Below are 16,200 nucleotides of genomic sequence, written 5' to 3'. Positions count from 1 at the left end.
CGTCGTTCTAAATGACGAGCACGCTGCCCTGCGTGCATGTCTGACCCCGTAACGGTTGAAAGAAGCCTGTGAAGCGCATATTCAAAGGTCCCTGGCTGTGGATCATCGTGGCAGTGCTCGGTGTGATCCTGGCGCTGCAGTACCTCGCCCCTCGCAACGGGGGCGACGAGATCACCACGAGTCAGCTGACGTCGTACATCCAGGACGACAAGGTCAAGGAGATCACGTTCGTCGACGGCGACCAGGAGATCAAGGCGACCCTGGTCAAGGGCACCCGTGAGGGCGGCGCCGAGGTCACGACCTATTGGGTCGACGGTGACCAGGAAGCGCTCATCGAGATGGTGCGCAAGACCCAGGCCGAGGGCGACAACCTCGAGAAGTTCAGCTCCGAGGTCGCCAAGCCCTCCGTGCTCGGCTCGATCCTGAGCTTCGTTCTGCCGTTCGCACTGATCATCATCCTGTTCCTGTTCCTGATGAACTCGATGCAGGGCGGTGGCGGCCGCGGGGTCATGCAGTTCGCCAAGTCCAAGGCGAAGCTCATCACCAAGGACATGCCGAAGACGACCTTCTCCGACGTAGCCGGTGCTGACGAGGCGGTCGAGGAGCTCCAGGAGATCAAGGAGTTCCTGCAGGAGCCCGCGAAGTTCCAGGCCGTCGGCGCCAAGATCCCCAAGGGCGTGCTGCTCTACGGCCAGCCAGGCACCGGTAAGACCCTGCTCGCGCGTGCCGTCGCGGGCGAGGCCGGTGTGCCGTTCTACTCGATCTCCGGTTCGGACTTCGTCGAGATGTTCGTCGGTGTCGGTGCGAGCCGCGTCCGCGACCTGTTCGAGCAGGCCAAGGAGAACGCTCCCGCCATCGTCTTCATCGACGAGATCGACGCCGTCGGCCGTCACCGCGGTGCCGGCATGGGCGGTGGCCACGACGAGCGCGAGCAGACGCTCAACCAGCTCCTCGTGGAGATGGACGGCTTCGACGTACGCGGCGGGGTCATCCTGATCGCGGCGACCAACCGTCCCGACGTGCTCGACCCGGCGCTGCTGCGCCCGGGCCGCTTCGACCGCCAGATCCAGGTGGACGCTCCCGACCTCGCCGGTCGCGAGAAGATCCTGCAGGTCCACGCCCGCGGCAAGCCGCTGGCCGGCGACATCGACCTCGACTCGGTCGCCCGCCGGACCCCCGGGTTCTCCGGTGCCGACCTGGCCAACGTGCTCAACGAGGCCGCGCTGCTGACCGCTCGCAGCGACCAGAAGCTGATCACCAACAAGGCGCTCGACGAGGCCATCGACCGGGTCATCGCCGGCCCGCAGAAGCGCACGCGTCTGATGAGCGAGCAGGAGAAGCTCATCACCGCCTACCACGAAGGTGGCCACGCGCTGGTCGCCGCGGCCCTGCCAGGCCCGGACGTGGTCCAGAAGATCACGATCCTGCCGCGCGGCAAGGCGCTGGGCTACAACCTGGTGATGCCCGACGACGACCAGTACAGCCAGACGCGCTCGGCGATGCTCAACAAGCTCTCCTACATGCTCGGCGGCCGCGCCGCGGAGGAGCTCATCTTCCACGACCCGACCACGGGCGCCGGCAACGACATCGAGAAGGCGACCAACCTCGCCCGCGCGATGGTCACCCAGTTCGGTATGACCGAGCGCCTTGGTGCGATCAAGCTCGGCGAGTCCAACGGGGAGCCGTTCCTGGGCCGCGACATCGGTCACCAGCGCAACTACTCCGAGGAGGTCGCCGCCGTCGTCGACGACGAGACCAAGAAGCTCCTCGCCACCGCGCACCAGGAGGCCTTCGACATCCTCGAGGAGAACCGGGACGTCCTCGACACCCTGGTCCTGGAGCTCCTCGAGAAGGAGACGCTCTCCAAGCACGAGGTCGCCGAGATCTTCGAGCCGCTGCGTCGCCGCGACCCGCGTCCGGCCTGGACCGGCTCCGACACCCGCCGCCCCTCCGACCGCCCGGCGGTCGAGATCCCGCGGTGGATCGTCGAGCGTGACAAGGAGAACCTCGCCAAGGCGATCCGCGCCGCCGGTCAGCAGTCCGGCGTCCAGTCAGCCAACGGAGTCGACCCCACCAAGCCGACCGAGGCCGGCTCGGCTGAGGCCACCCCGCCCGCCTGATACTGAACACATGTCCGACAACTTCGATGACGTAGCGCCCGTCCATGTCCCCGAGCGGGACGTGGCGGACGTACCGGTGTTCGACCAGAAGCGGGCCGAGGCGGCCGTGCGCGAGCTGCTCTACGCGATCGGGGAGGATCCCGATCGCGAAGGGCTGCTCGAGACTCCGGCGAGGGTCGCCCGCGCCTACCAGGAGGTGACCCGCGGGCTGCACCAGACGCCCGAGGAAGTGCTCACCACGACCTTCGATCTCGGCCACGACGAGATGGTCCTGGTCCGTGACATCGAGCTGTGGTCGATGTGCGAGCACCACCTGGTGCCGTTCACGGGTGTCGCCCATGTCGGCTACATCCCGGCGTCCTCCGGCAAGATCACCGGCCTGTCCAAGCTCGCCCGGCTGGTCGACGTCTACGCCAAGCGACCGCAGGTGCAGGAGCGGCTCACGACTCAGGTGGCCGACGCGCTCATGGCGCTCCTCGAGGCGCGTGGCGTCATCGTGGTGGTCGAGGCCGAGCACCTGTGCATGACGATGCGCGGCGTCAAGAAGGCCGGCGCCCGCACGATCACCAGCGCCGTACGCGGCACGATGCGCTCCAACGCCACCACCCGGGCCGAGGCCATGGCCCTGATCCGGGGCGGAACCCGCTAGTGCGCCACTAGCCCGCGGAGCGACGCAGCCGGCGGCGAACCCGTCGCACGAAGCCGCGCAGGCCCGCTCGTTCCTGGTGGCGAGCGAGGTCTGCGCGCAGCTCGTCGATCAGGGCTCGCTGGCGGTCCAGGCGGCCGGCCTGCCGTTCGATCCGGGTCTGCTGCTTGCTCGTGGTCGTCTCGAGGGCTGCGATCCGCTTGGCCTGGCTCTTCGCCGACGCCATCAGCTTCTTCTCGAGCTCCCGCTCGCGACGCTTGGCGGCGGTTTCGGCGTGCTCGGAGGCGATCTTGAGCGCGTGGATCCGGTCCTCGATGCGCCGGATGGCGTCATCGCCCGATCCGCGGAGCGTGGCGACAGGTGCCGCCGGCTCAGTCGCGGCGAGCTCGGCGTCGTACGCCGCACTCGTCTGGCCGGGCTGCGCGACGTTCGCCAGGCCGGCGTCGTCCAGGAACGCGGTCAGCCGCTTCCAGCCGTCGGCGAGGCGGTTGTGGAAGCTGGTGAAATCGGCTGCCTGGTACAGCTCGTCGACCGTGGTCTCGGCCCTGAATGAGTCGAGCATCGTGTAGGGCAGGCCGTGGTAGTCGCACAGCTCCAGCACGCGTGAGTCGTGAGCGACGACCATGGCCGGGGTCCCGGCGAGGACCGCGGCGACGTTGCCATGGATACGCGTGCCGAAGGCGAACCGCTGGGTTGCCAGGAACCGCATCCAGGAGCCGGCGTCGAGGAACATCCGGGTCCGGTCCTCGGCATAGAGCCGGTGGTCGCGGTCGATACCCATCTCGGGCTGACGGTGCCGTCCCCACTGGAGCATCGCGAAGTCGTGGTGGGTCTGGCCGACGTACGTCATGCGCGGGTGCCGGTCGGCGAAAGCGTCGACGTACGTCTCGAACCAGGGCGCGGTCAGCGGGCTCATCGAGACGGCGACCGGGTCCTCGTCGGCGATCGGGGTGGAGCGCTCGTCGCGGACAGTGAGGTCGGGGCCGTTGAGGTAGATCGACGGACAGCCGATGATCTCGACGTGCTCGTCGCCGTAGCCGAGCCGCCGCAGGTAGGCGGCGGTGATCTCGCCGCGTACGCCGACCTTCGAGGACCGTTCGAGGACGCTGTTCATGAATCGGCGGTGGAGGGCGGCCAGCTCGTCGCCGGGAGCGGTGTCGAGGTCGTCGAGCGAGAGCTGCGCGCCGATGCCGACGATCGTGGTCGGGATCGAGAGCTGCTCGATGAAGGCGGTCAGCCGGGTCAACGGGCGGGTGAACTCCGGCCGGAGGGCGTTGGCCAGCGGCACCACGAAGTGGTCGTACTCGTCGTTGGTCGCCGCGACCTCGTCGGCGGTGAACGCGCGCCGCTCATGGACGAAGTGGTTCGCGACGATCTCGGTTCCGGGCACGCTGAGGAGCCGGTGTGTCGAGTCGGCGAAGAGGAGGTTGCCGACGTTCGTGCCGTAGAACCCGATGCCCCATGCACGCGGGTCGCCCGCCTCGATCACCTCGAACGGGTCCCTTGCTGAGCGGAGCAGGATCTTGGCCACGATGCCTCCCTGGGTAAATGAGATGCCGGGCAGCCTGGCTGAGCGGGCCCGCCTGGTCAAGTCTGCCCTTCCGGCGTCGCCGGATAGGGTCGTGGCGTGCAGGTCATGGGAATCGTCAACGTCACGCCCGACTCGTTCAGCGACGGCGGACGTTTCTTGGCGACCGATGACGCGGTGGCTCACGGTCACGCGCTCCTGGAGCAGGGAGCCGACCTGCTCGACATCGGTGGCGAGTCGACCCGTCCGGGCGCGACCAGGCCGCTGGTGGCCGACGAGCTGGCCCGGGTGGTGCCGGTCATCGAGACGCTGGCCGAGGAGGGCGCGACCCTCTCGGTCGACACGATGCGTCCCGAGGTCGCCGATGCGGCCCTGAAGGCTGGGGCGAAGATCATCAACGACGTCTCGGGCGGCCTGGCCGACCCGGGGATCCTGAAGGTCGCGGCCGACCACGGTGCGACGTACGTCGTGATGCACTGGCGCGCGCACGGCGCGGAGATGCAGCACCAGGACCATCTCGTCTACGCCGACGGCGTGGTCGCCACAGTGAAGGCGGAGCTGGAGCAGAGGATCGAGGCGGCGCGAGCCGCGGGGATCCAGGACGACAACATCGTGGTCGACCCGGGGCTCGGCTTCTCCAAGACGGCCGACGACAACTGGCGGTTGCTGGCGGGCGTGGAGGAGTTCCACAAGCTCGGCTTCCCGGTCCTCATCGGCGCCAGCCGTAAGACCTTCCTCGGCCGCCTGCTGGCCGCCCCCGACGGCACCCTGCGTCCGGTGACCGAGCGTGAGAATGCCCACGATGCGATCACCGTCTTTCTCGCGCAACGCGGTGTGTGGGCCACGCGTGTTCATGACGTACGTGCCGCCAGGGACACCCTCGCGGCGGCAGCGAAGTTGGAGACAATTGGATGAACCACTCGATGAACATTGAGGAACCCGCGGACGAAATCCAGATCCTCGGTCTGGAGTGCTACGGCCATCACGGAGTGTTCGACTTCGAGCGCCGTGAGGGGCAGAAGTTCATCATCGACCTGGTCATCGGCACCGACTCCCGCAAGGCCGCGGAAACGGACGACTTGCATGACACCGTCGATTACGGAAGTCTCGCAATGGCGGTCAAAACCAATGTTGAGCGCGACCCGGTGGACCTCATCGAAACGCTTGCCCAGCGGATCGCGGACATTTGCCTTGCAGACATCCGCGCACTTTGGGTACGTGTTACGGTTCACAAACCGGGGGCGCCTATCGAAGCGACGTTCAAAGACGTCACCCTGACGATCACCCGGAGGCAGAGCACGTGACAGAGGTACCCAACCCGTACATCATCGACGCCGACACGCTCACCGGGGAGATGCGGCCGATCCGGCGGGCGGTGCTGTCATTGGGCTCCAATCTCGGGGACCGGTTGGCAAATCTGCAGGACGCGTTGAACACTCTCGCCGAGACCCCGGATGTCTGGGTGACCACGATCTCGCCGGTCTACGAGACCGAGCCGGTCGACTCGCCCGAGGACTCCGAGCTCTATCTCAACGCGATCATCCTTGCCGACACCACGCTCACCCCGACGCGACTGCTCGAGCGTGCGCTCACCATCGAGGACGCCTACGGCCGTTCGCGAAGTGGCATCTTCAACGAGCCGCGCACGCTCGACATCGACGTCATCTCGGTCGGCGACAAGATCCTCGAGGAGGAGTCGCTGACCCTGCCGCACCCGCGTGCGCACCAGCGGGCCTTCGTGCTCAAGCCGTGGCTCGACCTGGAGCCGAGCGCCGATCTTCCCGGCGTAGGTCCGATCGCCGAGCTGCTGGAGCAGTCTGACCAGTCCGGCATCACTCGCCGCGACGACCTCACCCTCGAGCTCTGAGCCGGATCTGAGCACAGCACCTGAGGACCCCGACCAGGGTCCTGAGAAAGATCCCGCCGACGACGAGCGCCGGCTCCACCCGATGTCGGGTGGAGCCATCACGGCGTGGGCCGTCATCGGGATCGTGGGTGGCTGGCTGGCTCACCCCGTGCTGGAGTCCTGGCGCGGGGTGGCCCCGGTCGTCACATGGGCGCAGCCGGTGGTGCTGCTGCTGATCGCGGCGGCCCTTGGCGTGACCGCCTGGATCACCCACCGCCAGCTGCAGGTACGCGGCGAGCGCATCGAGGCTCATCAGGCGGTCAACCGGCTGGTGCTCGCCCGCGCCTGCACCCTGGTCGGCGCGCTCCTCGCCGGCGGCTATCTGGGCTACGCGGTGAGCTGGCTGGGCTACGACGCCAACACCGCGGCAGGGGAGCGGCTGGTCCGATCGGCCTTCGCGGCCGTGGCCGGAACCGCCATCCTCATCGCCGCTCGACTCCTCGAACACGCGTGCCGGGTCCGCAAACGCGATGAAAACTAGCCGTACCGTGGAAGCATGCCTTCCCCATCCGCAACTCCAGTCACACGCAGGCGTCAGCGCAGCACACGCCTGACGGTTGCTGTAGGCCTGCTGGCGCTGGCCGCCATCACGATCTCCGCCGCGGTGGCCTCCGGGTCCTGGCTGGTTGTCGTGCTCGCAGCCGTTCTCGGGCTCGCCTGTGGCGCTGCCGCAACCAAGATCACTCACTCCGAGCTTCTCCAGACCCGCCGCGACTGGGCGCGTGACCGGGCCGAGCAGGCCCAGGCCTACCGCGTCGAGTCCGAGAAGCGGGCCGAGGAGAACGCCGAGTTCCGCGAGCACATGGATGCCAAGCTCGCCGAACGCGTCCAGGCCGTCGAGGAGCTCGAGTCCGCTCTGGCCGCCGCTCACCAGCGTGCCGCCGAGGCAGTCCGTCGCCGTGGCGAGGAGGCCCGCCGGGCCGCCCAGGCCGAGATGCGCGGCGAGCAGCTCGAGGCGAGGCTCCAGGCCGTCGAGGCCGACGCCGCCGAGGCGGCCATCCGCGTTGCCGAGTTGGAGTCCGAGCTCGACGCCGTACGTGCCGAGCTGGAGGCTGAGCGCACCAGCTGGACCGGGGCCCAGTCCGCCTGACCAGCGAACGACGCGCAGATGTATGGATGGTGACGAGGCGCCAACAGCGCCATGGCACTTTGCGTCGGCACGCGTGAAAACGCGCCGCGACGCTCAAATCGATACTCGGGTGGGTAACTGTCGGAGGTCTGGCTCGTTATGATTTTTCCGAAAGGGTAACGCGCCTGCCGCGTCCCTGCGATCTGTGACGACGCTGCGACAAGGGTCGTTGGAAAGGGGAAGCCGGTGACGTTGATCGCCGAACGGGCAGTCACGATCACTGAAGGCTTCGCCTACCTACGCGACCTGATGACCACGTACGCCAGACGGGCGCCGGTGAGGTCGGTCGCGGTGCTCGGGAATGCACCGTTGGGGCCCAGCGACGACCGAGCGCAGGCCATCGACGACTCGGATCTGGTGATCCGGGTCAACAGCTTCGTGCTGGATGTCCCGGGTGAACCGCGGGCCCAGGGGTCACGGGCCGACGTGGTGATCTGGAACCGGATCACCCGCCCGACGCGGTTCACCTTCGACCGCTACCGCGAGCGCCTCTACCTTCTCGCCGAACCGATGCGCTTCCACGGCCGCCTCGAGGTGTGGCCGATGTCCTGGCCCCCCGATCTGGGCTTCGTCCCCATCCCGAACGGGGAGCTGCTCACCGGCACCGGGGCCGACCTCGACATCCCCTGGCGGACCGCGAAGCTGGCGCCGACGACGGGCTTCACTGCCGCGTGGCTGGCGGTCAACCTGTTCCCGGAGTCCGACATCCTGCTGTCCGGGTTCTCGTTCGTCGACAACCCCGGGCAGACGGAGTGGACCTATCAGGCAGGCGGCTCCTCGCCCGTGGCGCCGGAGCATCGGATCGAGGCGGAGGCACGCGTCATGACTGGCTGGCTCGAGGAGGAGCGCGTTTCCCTATGGCGATGAACCGACTGCGCGGCAAGGTCATCAGAAAGACCGGATCCGCAGCCGACCTGGACGAGGCTCGTGCCACCATCGAGGAGCTGCGTGCCATCACGGACCGGCAGCGCGTCCGTATCGGTGACCTCGAGCGCGAGCTCGCCCGGGTCAGCCCGCAGGTCGCGGCCCTCGAGGCACGTCTGGAGACCCTGCGCGACACCGTCGAGCGCGGCAACCTCGCGGCCCGAGCGCCCTCGGACGGCCACGTCGACGCCTCCTCGATCTGGGCCGAGATCCAGCGTCAGCAGGAGCAGGTGCGCGCCCGGATCACCGCGGCCACGCGTTTCGAGGAGCGGTTGCGAAGGCTCGAGGACGGAGCGACTTAAGGTGAGAATGTGCCGCATCCCGCTCTGAGCATCGTCATCCCGTTCCACAACGTGGAGCCCTTCCTGCAGACGTGCCTGGAGTCGCTTCGCGCCCAGACGTTCTCGGATTTCGAGGTGGTCATGGTCGACGACGCGTCCACCGACGGGTCCGCAACAGTTGCCGATCGGTTCGCGTCGAGCGACTCGCGATTCCGGGTGGTCTCCTCGGAGAAGGTCGGTGTCGGGGTGGCCCGAAACATCGGGATCGAAGCGAGCAGGGGTGACCTGCTCGCGTTCGTCGACGCTGACGACTACGTCCCGGAGTACGCCTACCAGCTCATGACGGACACGTTGGCGCGCTCGGGCTCCGACTTCGTGGCCGGCAACGCCCGCCGTTTCGACTCGGTGTCGGTCTGGCAGTCGTGGTCCCACCGGCGCCCGTTCGTCACCACCCGCATCGCCACGCACTGCAGCCGGACCCACATCCTGGGCATCGATCGCTACATCTGGAACAAGGTCTACCGGCGCGACTTCTGGGACTCCGCCGGCCTCGGCTACCCGGACATGCTCTACGAGGACTACCCGGTCGCCCTTGCCGCGCACATCCGCGCCCGCCAGGTCGACATTCTCGCCGAGCCGATCTACTACTGGCGGCACCGCGACGGTGGCGAAGCCTCGATCACGCAGAGCCACTGGAATCTCGACAACCTCGGTGACCGCGTACGTTCGGCCGAGATGCTCTTCGACATGGTCGAGGAGCAGGCTCCCTACCTGTCCGACCTGGTCAAGTCGCATCTCGCGGCGACGGACGTCCAGGTGCTCGCCCGCTCGATCGAGGACCATCCGGCCGACGAGTCCGGACGCATCTTCGACCTGGCGGAGCGCTACCTGGCGCGCGTCGACGACGCGATCCTCAACCGTCAGGGACCGTTCGAGCGACTCGTGTTCGATCTGCTGAAGCGCCGGCAGCGTGACGCGCTCACGACGCTGACCCGTTATCGGGCCGAATACGGGACCCAGGCGCCGCTGGCCCGCCGAAGGGACGGCTGGTACGCCAAGCTCCCCTCCTTCGAGGACGCCGCGGTCGGCGTCCCCGACTCGGTGTTCCGCCTGGCCCCGGCGTACATGAAGGCCAAGGCCGTGGCGACCGAGGCCTGGTGGGACGGATCCCGGGTCGCGGTCCGGGTCAACATCGGCATCAACACCCTCGCACTCCGGCCACGAACGCGCTTCACGGTGTGGCTGGAGAGCCCCGCCGGCGGCAGGGTGCCGGTGGATCATGTCGCTCGGCCGCGGGCGATCCCGTTCGACCAGGTGGACAGGTCCACGCTCGAGCTGAGCATCGACCCGTCGCGACTGGCGGGCGATCGCCAATGGCGCCTCATGATCGGCATCCGCAACCGCGATGTGCGTGACGTGATCCAGGTGACGACGTCGGGAGACGGACGCGAGCGGTGGCAGGGCTGGCGCCGCATCGGCAACCGCTGGTGCCGCCCAGGACGCCTCCCCGGGGGCTTCGGGGTCACCGTTCGCGATCTTCCGGACGCCTGGGTGGATCACACCACCGACCTCGGCGACGAGATCGAGATCCGGGGCGCGTTCCGGGGCGCTCCTCCTGAGCATGCGGAGCTGACCCTCACCGACCGCAGCGGTTCGGTGGTGACTCACCCGTTGACGATCGGCGAGCGGGGCGAGCGAGGCATCACCCCGTGGCGGTTGACGGTGCCCGTCGAGGCTGTCCTCGAGAAGTCCGGCCTGGACATGCCCATGGAGGAGATCGTGCCGACCCGGGTGAAGCTGTCCCGGAAGGGACGTACGTCTCCGCTACCGGTGCACCCGGACTTTCTCGGGTCCCGATCTCTGATGAAGGGGCGCGCGGTGAACGCCACCCGCGACCCGAACGGTTCCTTCGTCATCACCGCGACGCCCGACCGTCCCGTCGTTCACGACGCATGGTGGCAGGGTGAGGACCTGATCCTGCGTGGTCCGGACGGTCCCCGGCTGGAGTCCACGGGAGCGGTGCTCCGGACCTGGCCGACCCCGGAGAGGCCCCTCGACGTCTCCCTGGACGTGGCCGACCGTGACGGGGTCTTCCTGGTCACCGTGCCTGTGGGTGCGTTGCGGAAGGCCGCGGTCGAGCACGATGCCTGTGAGACAACGCAGTGGTCGTTGCTGGATGGCCGCGATCACAAGCCGATCGTCGTGGCCCGTGAGCTCTCTGAACGGGTGCCTCAGCCGACCGCTGCCGAGGCAGCGAAGCTCGAGTTCGGCTGGTCGGACGAGATCCACCTGCGGCTCGCGCCGGCCCCGCCCATCGAAGCGTGACCGGCTGAGGCCCTAACGCTTGGCCACGCGTCGGAGCGCGCGGAGAACCCTTCTGAGCAGGCGGGCCGCGCGCCGGGCCCCGGGTACGCGTCCGAAGCCGGAACGCGCCCGCCCGGGGACGGACGATGCGCGCTTGGCGACTCGGTTGACGGTGGGGGCCTGCCGAGCGCTCAGCTGGTCCTCCAGCTCCTTGATGCGATCGTTCAGTGCCGCGACGTCGCGTCGGGCCGCCGTGCGTACCTCGTGGGTCATCGTCTGACGCTGACGCATCTGCTGCTTGAACCAGGTCACCTGGCCGCGCAGCGCCTCGTTCTCGTCCGTCAGCTTCCGGAGCTCGCTCGGGTCGGCCTCCTGCGGCGCATGCCGTCCTGCGACCACGGGTGTCATGCCGGTCGAGGAGAGCGCGGACTCTCGCCGTCGGCGTACCTGGTAGACGTCGGCCGGAGTCACCGCGACATCGATGGTCGCCGCGAGCAGGACGGTGAGCTCGTCCCTGCCGCGACCGGCGGGCCAGGGGTGGCGCCACCCCGCCACGCAGAGGTACGCGGCGAGCTCGTCCAGCAGCCCCAGGAGGATCTCGTCGGCGGACTCGCCGAGCTTCACCGTCGACTCGTGGACCGGGACGACGTGGCCGGCGTCGAGGCCGATCTCGTCGACCTGAAGACCGCACCAGCGCTCGGGTGCGTCGGCGACCGCGTCGCGCAGCCGGCGTACGTGGTGACGAAGGCCCGAAGCGTCGCGCCGAGCCGAGTCGTGCATGGCCTCGATCAGCCAGGACCGCTCGGCAGCGGTCCAGGACGTCTCGTCACCGGTCCGATCGACACCGACGACCGACGAGATCGGGTCGATCCCGCGGGTGACCAGCCAACCGCCGGCGGCTCCCGCGGCTCCCACCGTGTCCAGCGCCTGGCCCAGTGCAGGCTGGACCTCGCGCAGCGTGGGGGTGTCGGCGGGGCGGCCGTGAGCGACCGCGAGCGCGACCGAACAGGCTTCGGGAGCTGCGGCCAGGGTCGGAGACCCGACGTCGGGCCACAGCGTGTAGCCGCGACCGCCGAACCGTGCGCTCGCGTCCGCGAGGCTTCGCGGGTTCGCACGATCATGGACGGGGAACGACCAGTCAGCGTTGTCGTTGGATGCCTCTGGGTTGACGGCCCTGAGCTGTGCGAGCGGGGATCCTGGGTTGGGAACGACCAGCGCCAGCCGAGAGTCGCCGCTCGTGTGGCCGGCGAGGTGCTCGGCGATCGCGTGCCAGTCCGCCGGGCCTGCGTCGATCGATGCGACCCGTCCGAACCCGTCCAGGGCGAGCACGGCGTCGGCCGGCCGATCGGGAGCCCAGGCACGCAGGTCACCGCAGACGACGTCGACAGCCCTGTGGGCGTACCGCTCTGAGACGAGCTCCGCGTCGGAGTGGGTGCGGAGGACGACGGTCGTCGTCGCGGCGCGGTCGACGACCGCGTCGAGCAGGTCGAGGTCGTGCGGGCCGACGACGAGCAGGTGGGAGGCGCCGGTTGCCGTCGCCACGGCGAACCGGGTCAGGACCGGTCCGCGAGGGAGCGCCCGGACGCCGGCCATGTCGGACCAGTCGTACATGTCTCCCGAGACGACGCTGTAGGCGACCTTCGAAGCCGTGTCGATGTCGTTCATGCTGTGATCTCCCATCCGAAGAGCGCGCGCAGCTCAGCAGGCGACGCCATGGCATCCAGCCCGAGCTCGCGCACGGTCGTGGCGCGTACTTCCTCTGCGTCGGTCTCCACCCCGTGGAACTCGGGGAACAACCGTTTGGCCTGCTCGTTCCCGTCCCTCACGCTGGCGTCCCTGACGTCGGCGAAGGTCATCGGGTCGCCGTAGACCGCGACCTCGGAGCCGACCGAGGCGCCGTAGAAGATCGCCGTGGTCAGGCGGTTCGAGGCAACCCGACGGTGGCGGATCTGCTCCGCGTACTGCTTGTGGAGGAAGCGGATGTCGGTGCCCTGACGCAACGTGCCTCGCTTGCCGTGACAGATGACCCGGAAGCCGGCGTCCTCATAGCGGCGACGGATCTCCGGCATGTCGTACTCGATCCAGTAGAGACAGACGGTCACCGGGCCGTCCTCGGTGTCCCGGATCTCCGCGATCAGCCGGTCGTGATCGCCGCTGATCTCACCGTGGTCCCAGGTGTGGAACGGGTAGAAGATCGTTCCCTCGCGCTCTTCAGCCGGGGGTACGGGCTCGACGTCCTTCTTGAGCTTGAGCAGGTAGTTCCACGGAGCGCCGATCACGGCGTAGTCGCGCCAGCCGACCGCCTGGCCGCGGCGCAGGTTCGCGTGGGACCAGACGAACTTGGGGAAGCCGTACGGCGGCTCGTGGCCCGGGCCGAAGCCGTGAAGAAGGTTCCAGCCGTGCTGGAGCACACCCCAGATCGGGCGCGGCTGCTCGAACGGGAGTCCGCAGTACTCCGAGAGGATGTGGGCGTGTCCGTACCAGTGATTGCTCGTGTCCAAGTCTCAGTCTCCACGGTCTGGTGAACGGCGACCGTCCCGCCATTGAAGTGTATGCATTTTCAGCTGGTCTTGACCGCGGCGACCAGCACCGAGGACCCGAACGGCAGATCGAGTCGGGTCAGCAGCCGCTCGTCGATGCGGGTGGCGCCGAGCAGGACCTTCTCGATCCCGGGCGAGACCTCGGGGAGCGGTGCGACGCCGCCCTCGGGAAGCTGCCGGGCACTGGCCGTGCCGCGCTCCTTGACCCGGGTGACCAGGCGTTGAGCCGCGAACATCGGAAACGTGCCGGTGAAGCCGTACGTCGCTCGCACGGGCGAGAGCCCGGCCGCCTTGATCGCCTCCACCGCCCGCCGCAGGGTGTAGCGCCGGTAGTGGTGGTTGTGGTCGTCGTGGCGGGTCCAGGCCCAGTTGTACGCCGGAACCGACATCAGGAAGCGGCCGCCGGGGGCGAGGACGCGCTCGATCTCGGCGAGGGCAGCGGCCTCGGGCTCGCAGTGCTCGATGACGTCGAAGGCCGCGACCACGTCGAAGGAGCCGTCGGCGAACGGAAGCCGGGTCGCGGAGCCGCACACGCCGCCGTCGGCGAGGCCGCGCGGGTCGACGTCCAGCGAGACGTGGTGCTCGGCGGTGCCCTCGAGCCAGGTGACGCTGGGCCCGTCGGCACTGCCGACGTCGAGGAGGCGGCGTGGCGTCCCGACGTACGGCTTCATGACGGTCTCGAGGATCCGGGTGCGCGCTCGGTACCACCAGTAGTCGCTCTGGGCGATCGATGGAGAGCCGCCCGTCGTGGTGCCCAGCAGCATGCGCGTTTCGGTCATCGGATGGAGATCTCGCTCACGTGCGTCGGAAGTGCGGAGGTACCAGCAGCGTAGGCCAGTGCGATCTCATCGGCGATGCGACGCACGCCAACGGAGAAAGGCGTTTGTGTCCGTTTGTCGAGCTCCGGCCAGACGACGCTGCGGACCCGCAGGTCGCGTGCCTGGCCGGGCGTGCCGGCCCCCGGGATGCGCAGCCTTGACCGCCGCCTGAAGACCCGGTTGGTCTCTCCGATGACAGCGGCGAGGGTCGCTCCGGTGCCGGTGGCGAGGATCTTGACGACGGCGTTGGATCCGGCACCGCGGACGTGCTCGTGGATCCCGTCGAGGGCGTCGACGACCATCTCGGCGCAGTCGCCGACGTAGAGGTAGTCCCGGATGGTGTCGAAGGAGACCCAGACCGGCAGCGGCGTGCCGCGCAGCTGGGCCAGACACAGCTGAGAGACGAGGCCCTGGGGCTTGGAGAGCTTCTGGCCGGGCCCGTAGAGGTTGGTGATCCGGCCGATGAGCGCCACCGATCCGGTCTCGGCGCAGAATGCGGTCAGTGCCTCTTCCATGGCCAGCTTGGCCCTGCCGTACGCCACCAGCGGACGAGGCTCGGAGAGCTCGGTGAACGGGGGATCGGCCGAACCGGCGTAGACGCCACCGACGGAGGATGCGAAGAAGAACGCGAGTCGGGTGGTCGGCCGCAGTGCTGCACGCAGGTCATCGAGTACGTCGCGGAAGAGCGACACCTCGGTCTCGAGGTCGTCCGCCGGGGTGGACACCACGCCCGCGCCGGCGCACCAGGCGATGTTGACGCGGCCGTCCGGCGACGAGTCGACGAAGGCGGCGAGCTCGGACCTCAGGACGGCGCGGGCGGCGACCGGGTCGTCCCAGGGCACGCTCGTCGTCCGCGCGGGCGCCCCGGAGCGCTCGAGCGCGCTGCGTACGTGGCGGCCGAGCAGACCGCCGCCACCGACGACGAGCGTGGGCGGTCGGGATGGGCGCTGAGCGCCGGTCACTCGGGACGACCCGGCAGGGGTGACTCGCGAAGCGGGCCGTTCGCGGGGTCGCTGACGATGACGTAGAGCGGCTTGCCCATCGCCATGTTGACGGAGACGCCGAGGTATTCGGCGATCACCCCGAGGGTGAGCATGATGGCGCCGGAGCAGACCAGCACGGCCGCCATCAACGAGGTCCAGCCCTGGACCGGGACTCCGCCGGCAAGGCGAGCGACGACCAGCATGACCGCGAGGACGATGCCGGAGGCGGCGAGCAGGGCTCCGCAGATGCTGACCGCCCGCAGCAGACGGGTGCCGCCGGTGAGCACCATCCGCCAGAAGTGCGACATCAAGGAGCGGTAGTTGTAACCGGAGGGCCGCTCACCCTCCTCGCGCAGCTCCACCGGGCACGTCGCCACATCGGAGATCACCCAGCTCAGCGCGACGTCGAGGTAGACCCCGTTGGCGGCGTAGGCGGACACGCTCCGGCCGTACTCGCCCAGGATCAGACGGAAGCTGTTGAACTGCCGGGCGCTGCCACCGGGCATGAGGCGGTCGATGACGACCTTCGAACCGCGCGAGGTCAGGTTGCGCAGCGGACCGTGGGGCGCCGCGTTGGTGGGGCGGGCGTAGACGAGCGCGGCCCGCTCCCTGAGCGCGGTGTCGAGCATCGGCCCGATGTACGCCGGGTCGTGCTGGCCGTCCTCGTCCATCGTGACGATCCAGTCCGACCCCGACGACGCCAGTCCGGCGAGGGTCGCGGCGTGCTGGCCGAAGTTGCGGCTCAGCCAGATCGGGCGAACGATGTCGTACTTCGCGGCGAGCTGTCGGATGGCGAGATCGGACGTGTCCGGGCCATGGTCGTGGACCAGCAGGATCTCGGTGATGCGTCCCTGGTGCCCGTTCGGGGTGACGAAGGGTTCGGCGAGGTCTACGACCTCGCTCACCACTTCCGGAAGCGTCTCGGCACCGCGGTAGACCGGGATGACGACGGAGACGGTGTGGGTGAGGGACATCGCTAGGAAAATAGCGCATCCGGAGGGGCTTCGGTGTACTCCATGTA

Annotated in this window: 16 protein-coding genes; 10 read left to right on the top strand and 6 right to left on the bottom strand. The window is 68.8% G+C overall.

Annotation, left to right across the window (positions count from 1 at the left end):
• Positions 1-68: 68 nt before the first annotated feature.
• Both ftsH and folE read left to right on the top strand, forming a co-directional pair.
• Positions 69-2,120: an ATP-dependent zinc metalloprotease FtsH gene (gene ftsH / locus OG801_RS13425; RefSeq protein ID WP_355017458.1), complete on the top strand. Its 2,052-nt coding sequence runs from the start codon at positions 69-71 to the stop codon at positions 2,118-2,120.
• Positions 2,121-2,130: 10 nt separating this feature from the next.
• Positions 2,131-2,769, top strand: a complete 639-nt coding sequence (gene folE, locus OG801_RS13420; RefSeq protein ID WP_378817749.1) for a GTP cyclohydrolase I FolE — start codon at positions 2,131-2,133, stop codon at positions 2,767-2,769.
• A gap of 7 nt (positions 2,770-2,776) precedes the next feature.
• Here the strand turns inward: folE and OG801_RS13415 are convergent, their stop codons facing one another.
• The gene (locus tag OG801_RS13415; RefSeq protein ID WP_406036074.1) at positions 2,777-4,297 is read right to left on the bottom strand and encodes a polysaccharide pyruvyl transferase family protein; all 1,521 of its coding nucleotides are present in this window, start codon (positions 4,295-4,297) and stop codon (positions 2,777-2,779) included.
• A 105-nt stretch (positions 4,298-4,402) separates the two neighbouring features.
• Between OG801_RS13415 and folP the strand changes: the two genes are divergently transcribed.
• The 8 genes from folP (at position 4,403) to OG801_RS13375 (ending at position 10,859) form a co-directional block, all read left to right on the top strand.
• A complete protein-coding gene (gene folP / locus OG801_RS13410; protein ID WP_406036273.1) occupies positions 4,403-5,209 on the top strand; it encodes a dihydropteroate synthase in 807 nt (268 codons plus the stop codon).
• Positions 5,206-5,598, top strand: coding sequence for a dihydroneopterin aldolase (folB, locus tag OG801_RS13405; RefSeq protein WP_355017460.1), 393 nt, complete (start codon positions 5,206-5,208; stop codon positions 5,596-5,598). Before folP ends, folB begins: the two co-directional genes overlap by 4 nt.
• Complete coding sequence (folK, locus tag OG801_RS13400; protein WP_355017461.1) at positions 5,595-6,161, top strand: 2-amino-4-hydroxy-6-hydroxymethyldihydropteridine diphosphokinase; 567 nt, start codon at positions 5,595-5,597, stop codon at positions 6,159-6,161. Before folB ends, folK begins: the two co-directional genes overlap by 4 nt.
• A gap of 82 nt (positions 6,162-6,243) precedes the next feature.
• On the top strand, positions 6,244-6,681 hold the full coding sequence (locus OG801_RS13395) for a DUF3180 domain-containing protein (RefSeq protein WP_355017462.1): 438 nt from the start codon (positions 6,244-6,246) through the stop codon (positions 6,679-6,681).
• 15 nt (positions 6,682-6,696) lie between these two features.
• The gene (locus OG801_RS13390; RefSeq protein ID WP_355017463.1) at positions 6,697-7,290 is read left to right on the top strand and encodes a hypothetical protein; all 594 of its coding nucleotides are present in this window, start codon (positions 6,697-6,699) and stop codon (positions 7,288-7,290) included.
• Positions 7,291-7,515: 225 nt separating this feature from the next.
• Positions 7,516-8,196 carry a hypothetical protein gene (locus OG801_RS13385; RefSeq protein ID WP_406036073.1) on the top strand — a complete coding sequence of 227 codons (681 nt, stop codon included), beginning with the start codon at positions 7,516-7,518 and terminating at the stop codon, positions 8,194-8,196.
• Positions 8,187-8,555 carry a hypothetical protein gene (locus OG801_RS13380; RefSeq protein WP_406036072.1) on the top strand — a complete coding sequence of 123 codons (369 nt, stop codon included), beginning with the start codon at positions 8,187-8,189 and terminating at the stop codon, positions 8,553-8,555. The genes OG801_RS13385 and OG801_RS13380 overlap by 10 nt, the downstream gene beginning before the upstream one ends.
• A 9-nt stretch (positions 8,556-8,564) precedes the next feature.
• Positions 8,565-10,859 carry a glycosyltransferase gene (locus OG801_RS13375; protein WP_406036071.1) on the top strand — a complete coding sequence of 765 codons (2,295 nt, stop codon included), beginning with the start codon at positions 8,565-8,567 and terminating at the stop codon, positions 10,857-10,859.
• A 12-nt stretch (positions 10,860-10,871) separates the two neighbouring features.
• Here the strand turns inward: OG801_RS13375 and OG801_RS13370 are convergent, their stop codons facing one another.
• From OG801_RS13370 to OG801_RS13350, 5 genes are read right to left on the bottom strand one after another with little or no spacing between them, the layout of a single operon-like run.
• A complete protein-coding gene (locus OG801_RS13370; RefSeq protein WP_406036070.1) occupies positions 10,872-12,503 on the bottom strand; it encodes a hypothetical protein in 1,632 nt (543 codons plus the stop codon).
• Positions 12,500-13,339: a hypothetical protein gene (locus OG801_RS13365; protein ID WP_406036069.1), complete on the bottom strand. Its 840-nt coding sequence runs from the start codon at positions 13,337-13,339 to the stop codon at positions 12,500-12,502. The genes OG801_RS13370 and OG801_RS13365 overlap by 4 nt, the downstream gene beginning before the upstream one ends.
• A 59-nt stretch (positions 13,340-13,398) precedes the next feature.
• A complete protein-coding gene (locus tag OG801_RS13360; RefSeq protein WP_406036068.1) occupies positions 13,399-14,157 on the bottom strand; it encodes a class I SAM-dependent methyltransferase in 759 nt (252 codons plus the stop codon).
• Positions 14,154-15,158 carry an NAD-dependent epimerase/dehydratase family protein gene (locus tag OG801_RS13355; RefSeq protein ID WP_406036067.1) on the bottom strand — a complete coding sequence of 335 codons (1,005 nt, stop codon included), beginning with the start codon at positions 15,156-15,158 and terminating at the stop codon, positions 14,154-14,156. Before OG801_RS13355 ends, OG801_RS13360 begins: the two co-directional genes overlap by 4 nt.
• On the bottom strand, positions 15,155-16,153 hold the full coding sequence (locus tag OG801_RS13350) for a glycosyltransferase (protein WP_406036066.1): 999 nt from the start codon (positions 16,151-16,153) through the stop codon (positions 15,155-15,157). Before OG801_RS13350 ends, OG801_RS13355 begins: the two co-directional genes overlap by 4 nt.
• Positions 16,154-16,200 lie beyond the last annotated feature (47 nt).

The organism is Nocardioides sp. NBC_00163 (assembly GCF_045206295.1).
GTDB lineage: Bacteria > Actinomycetota > Actinomycetes > Propionibacteriales > Nocardioidaceae > Nocardioides.
This window is presented reverse-complemented; position numbering and strand designations above follow the sequence as displayed.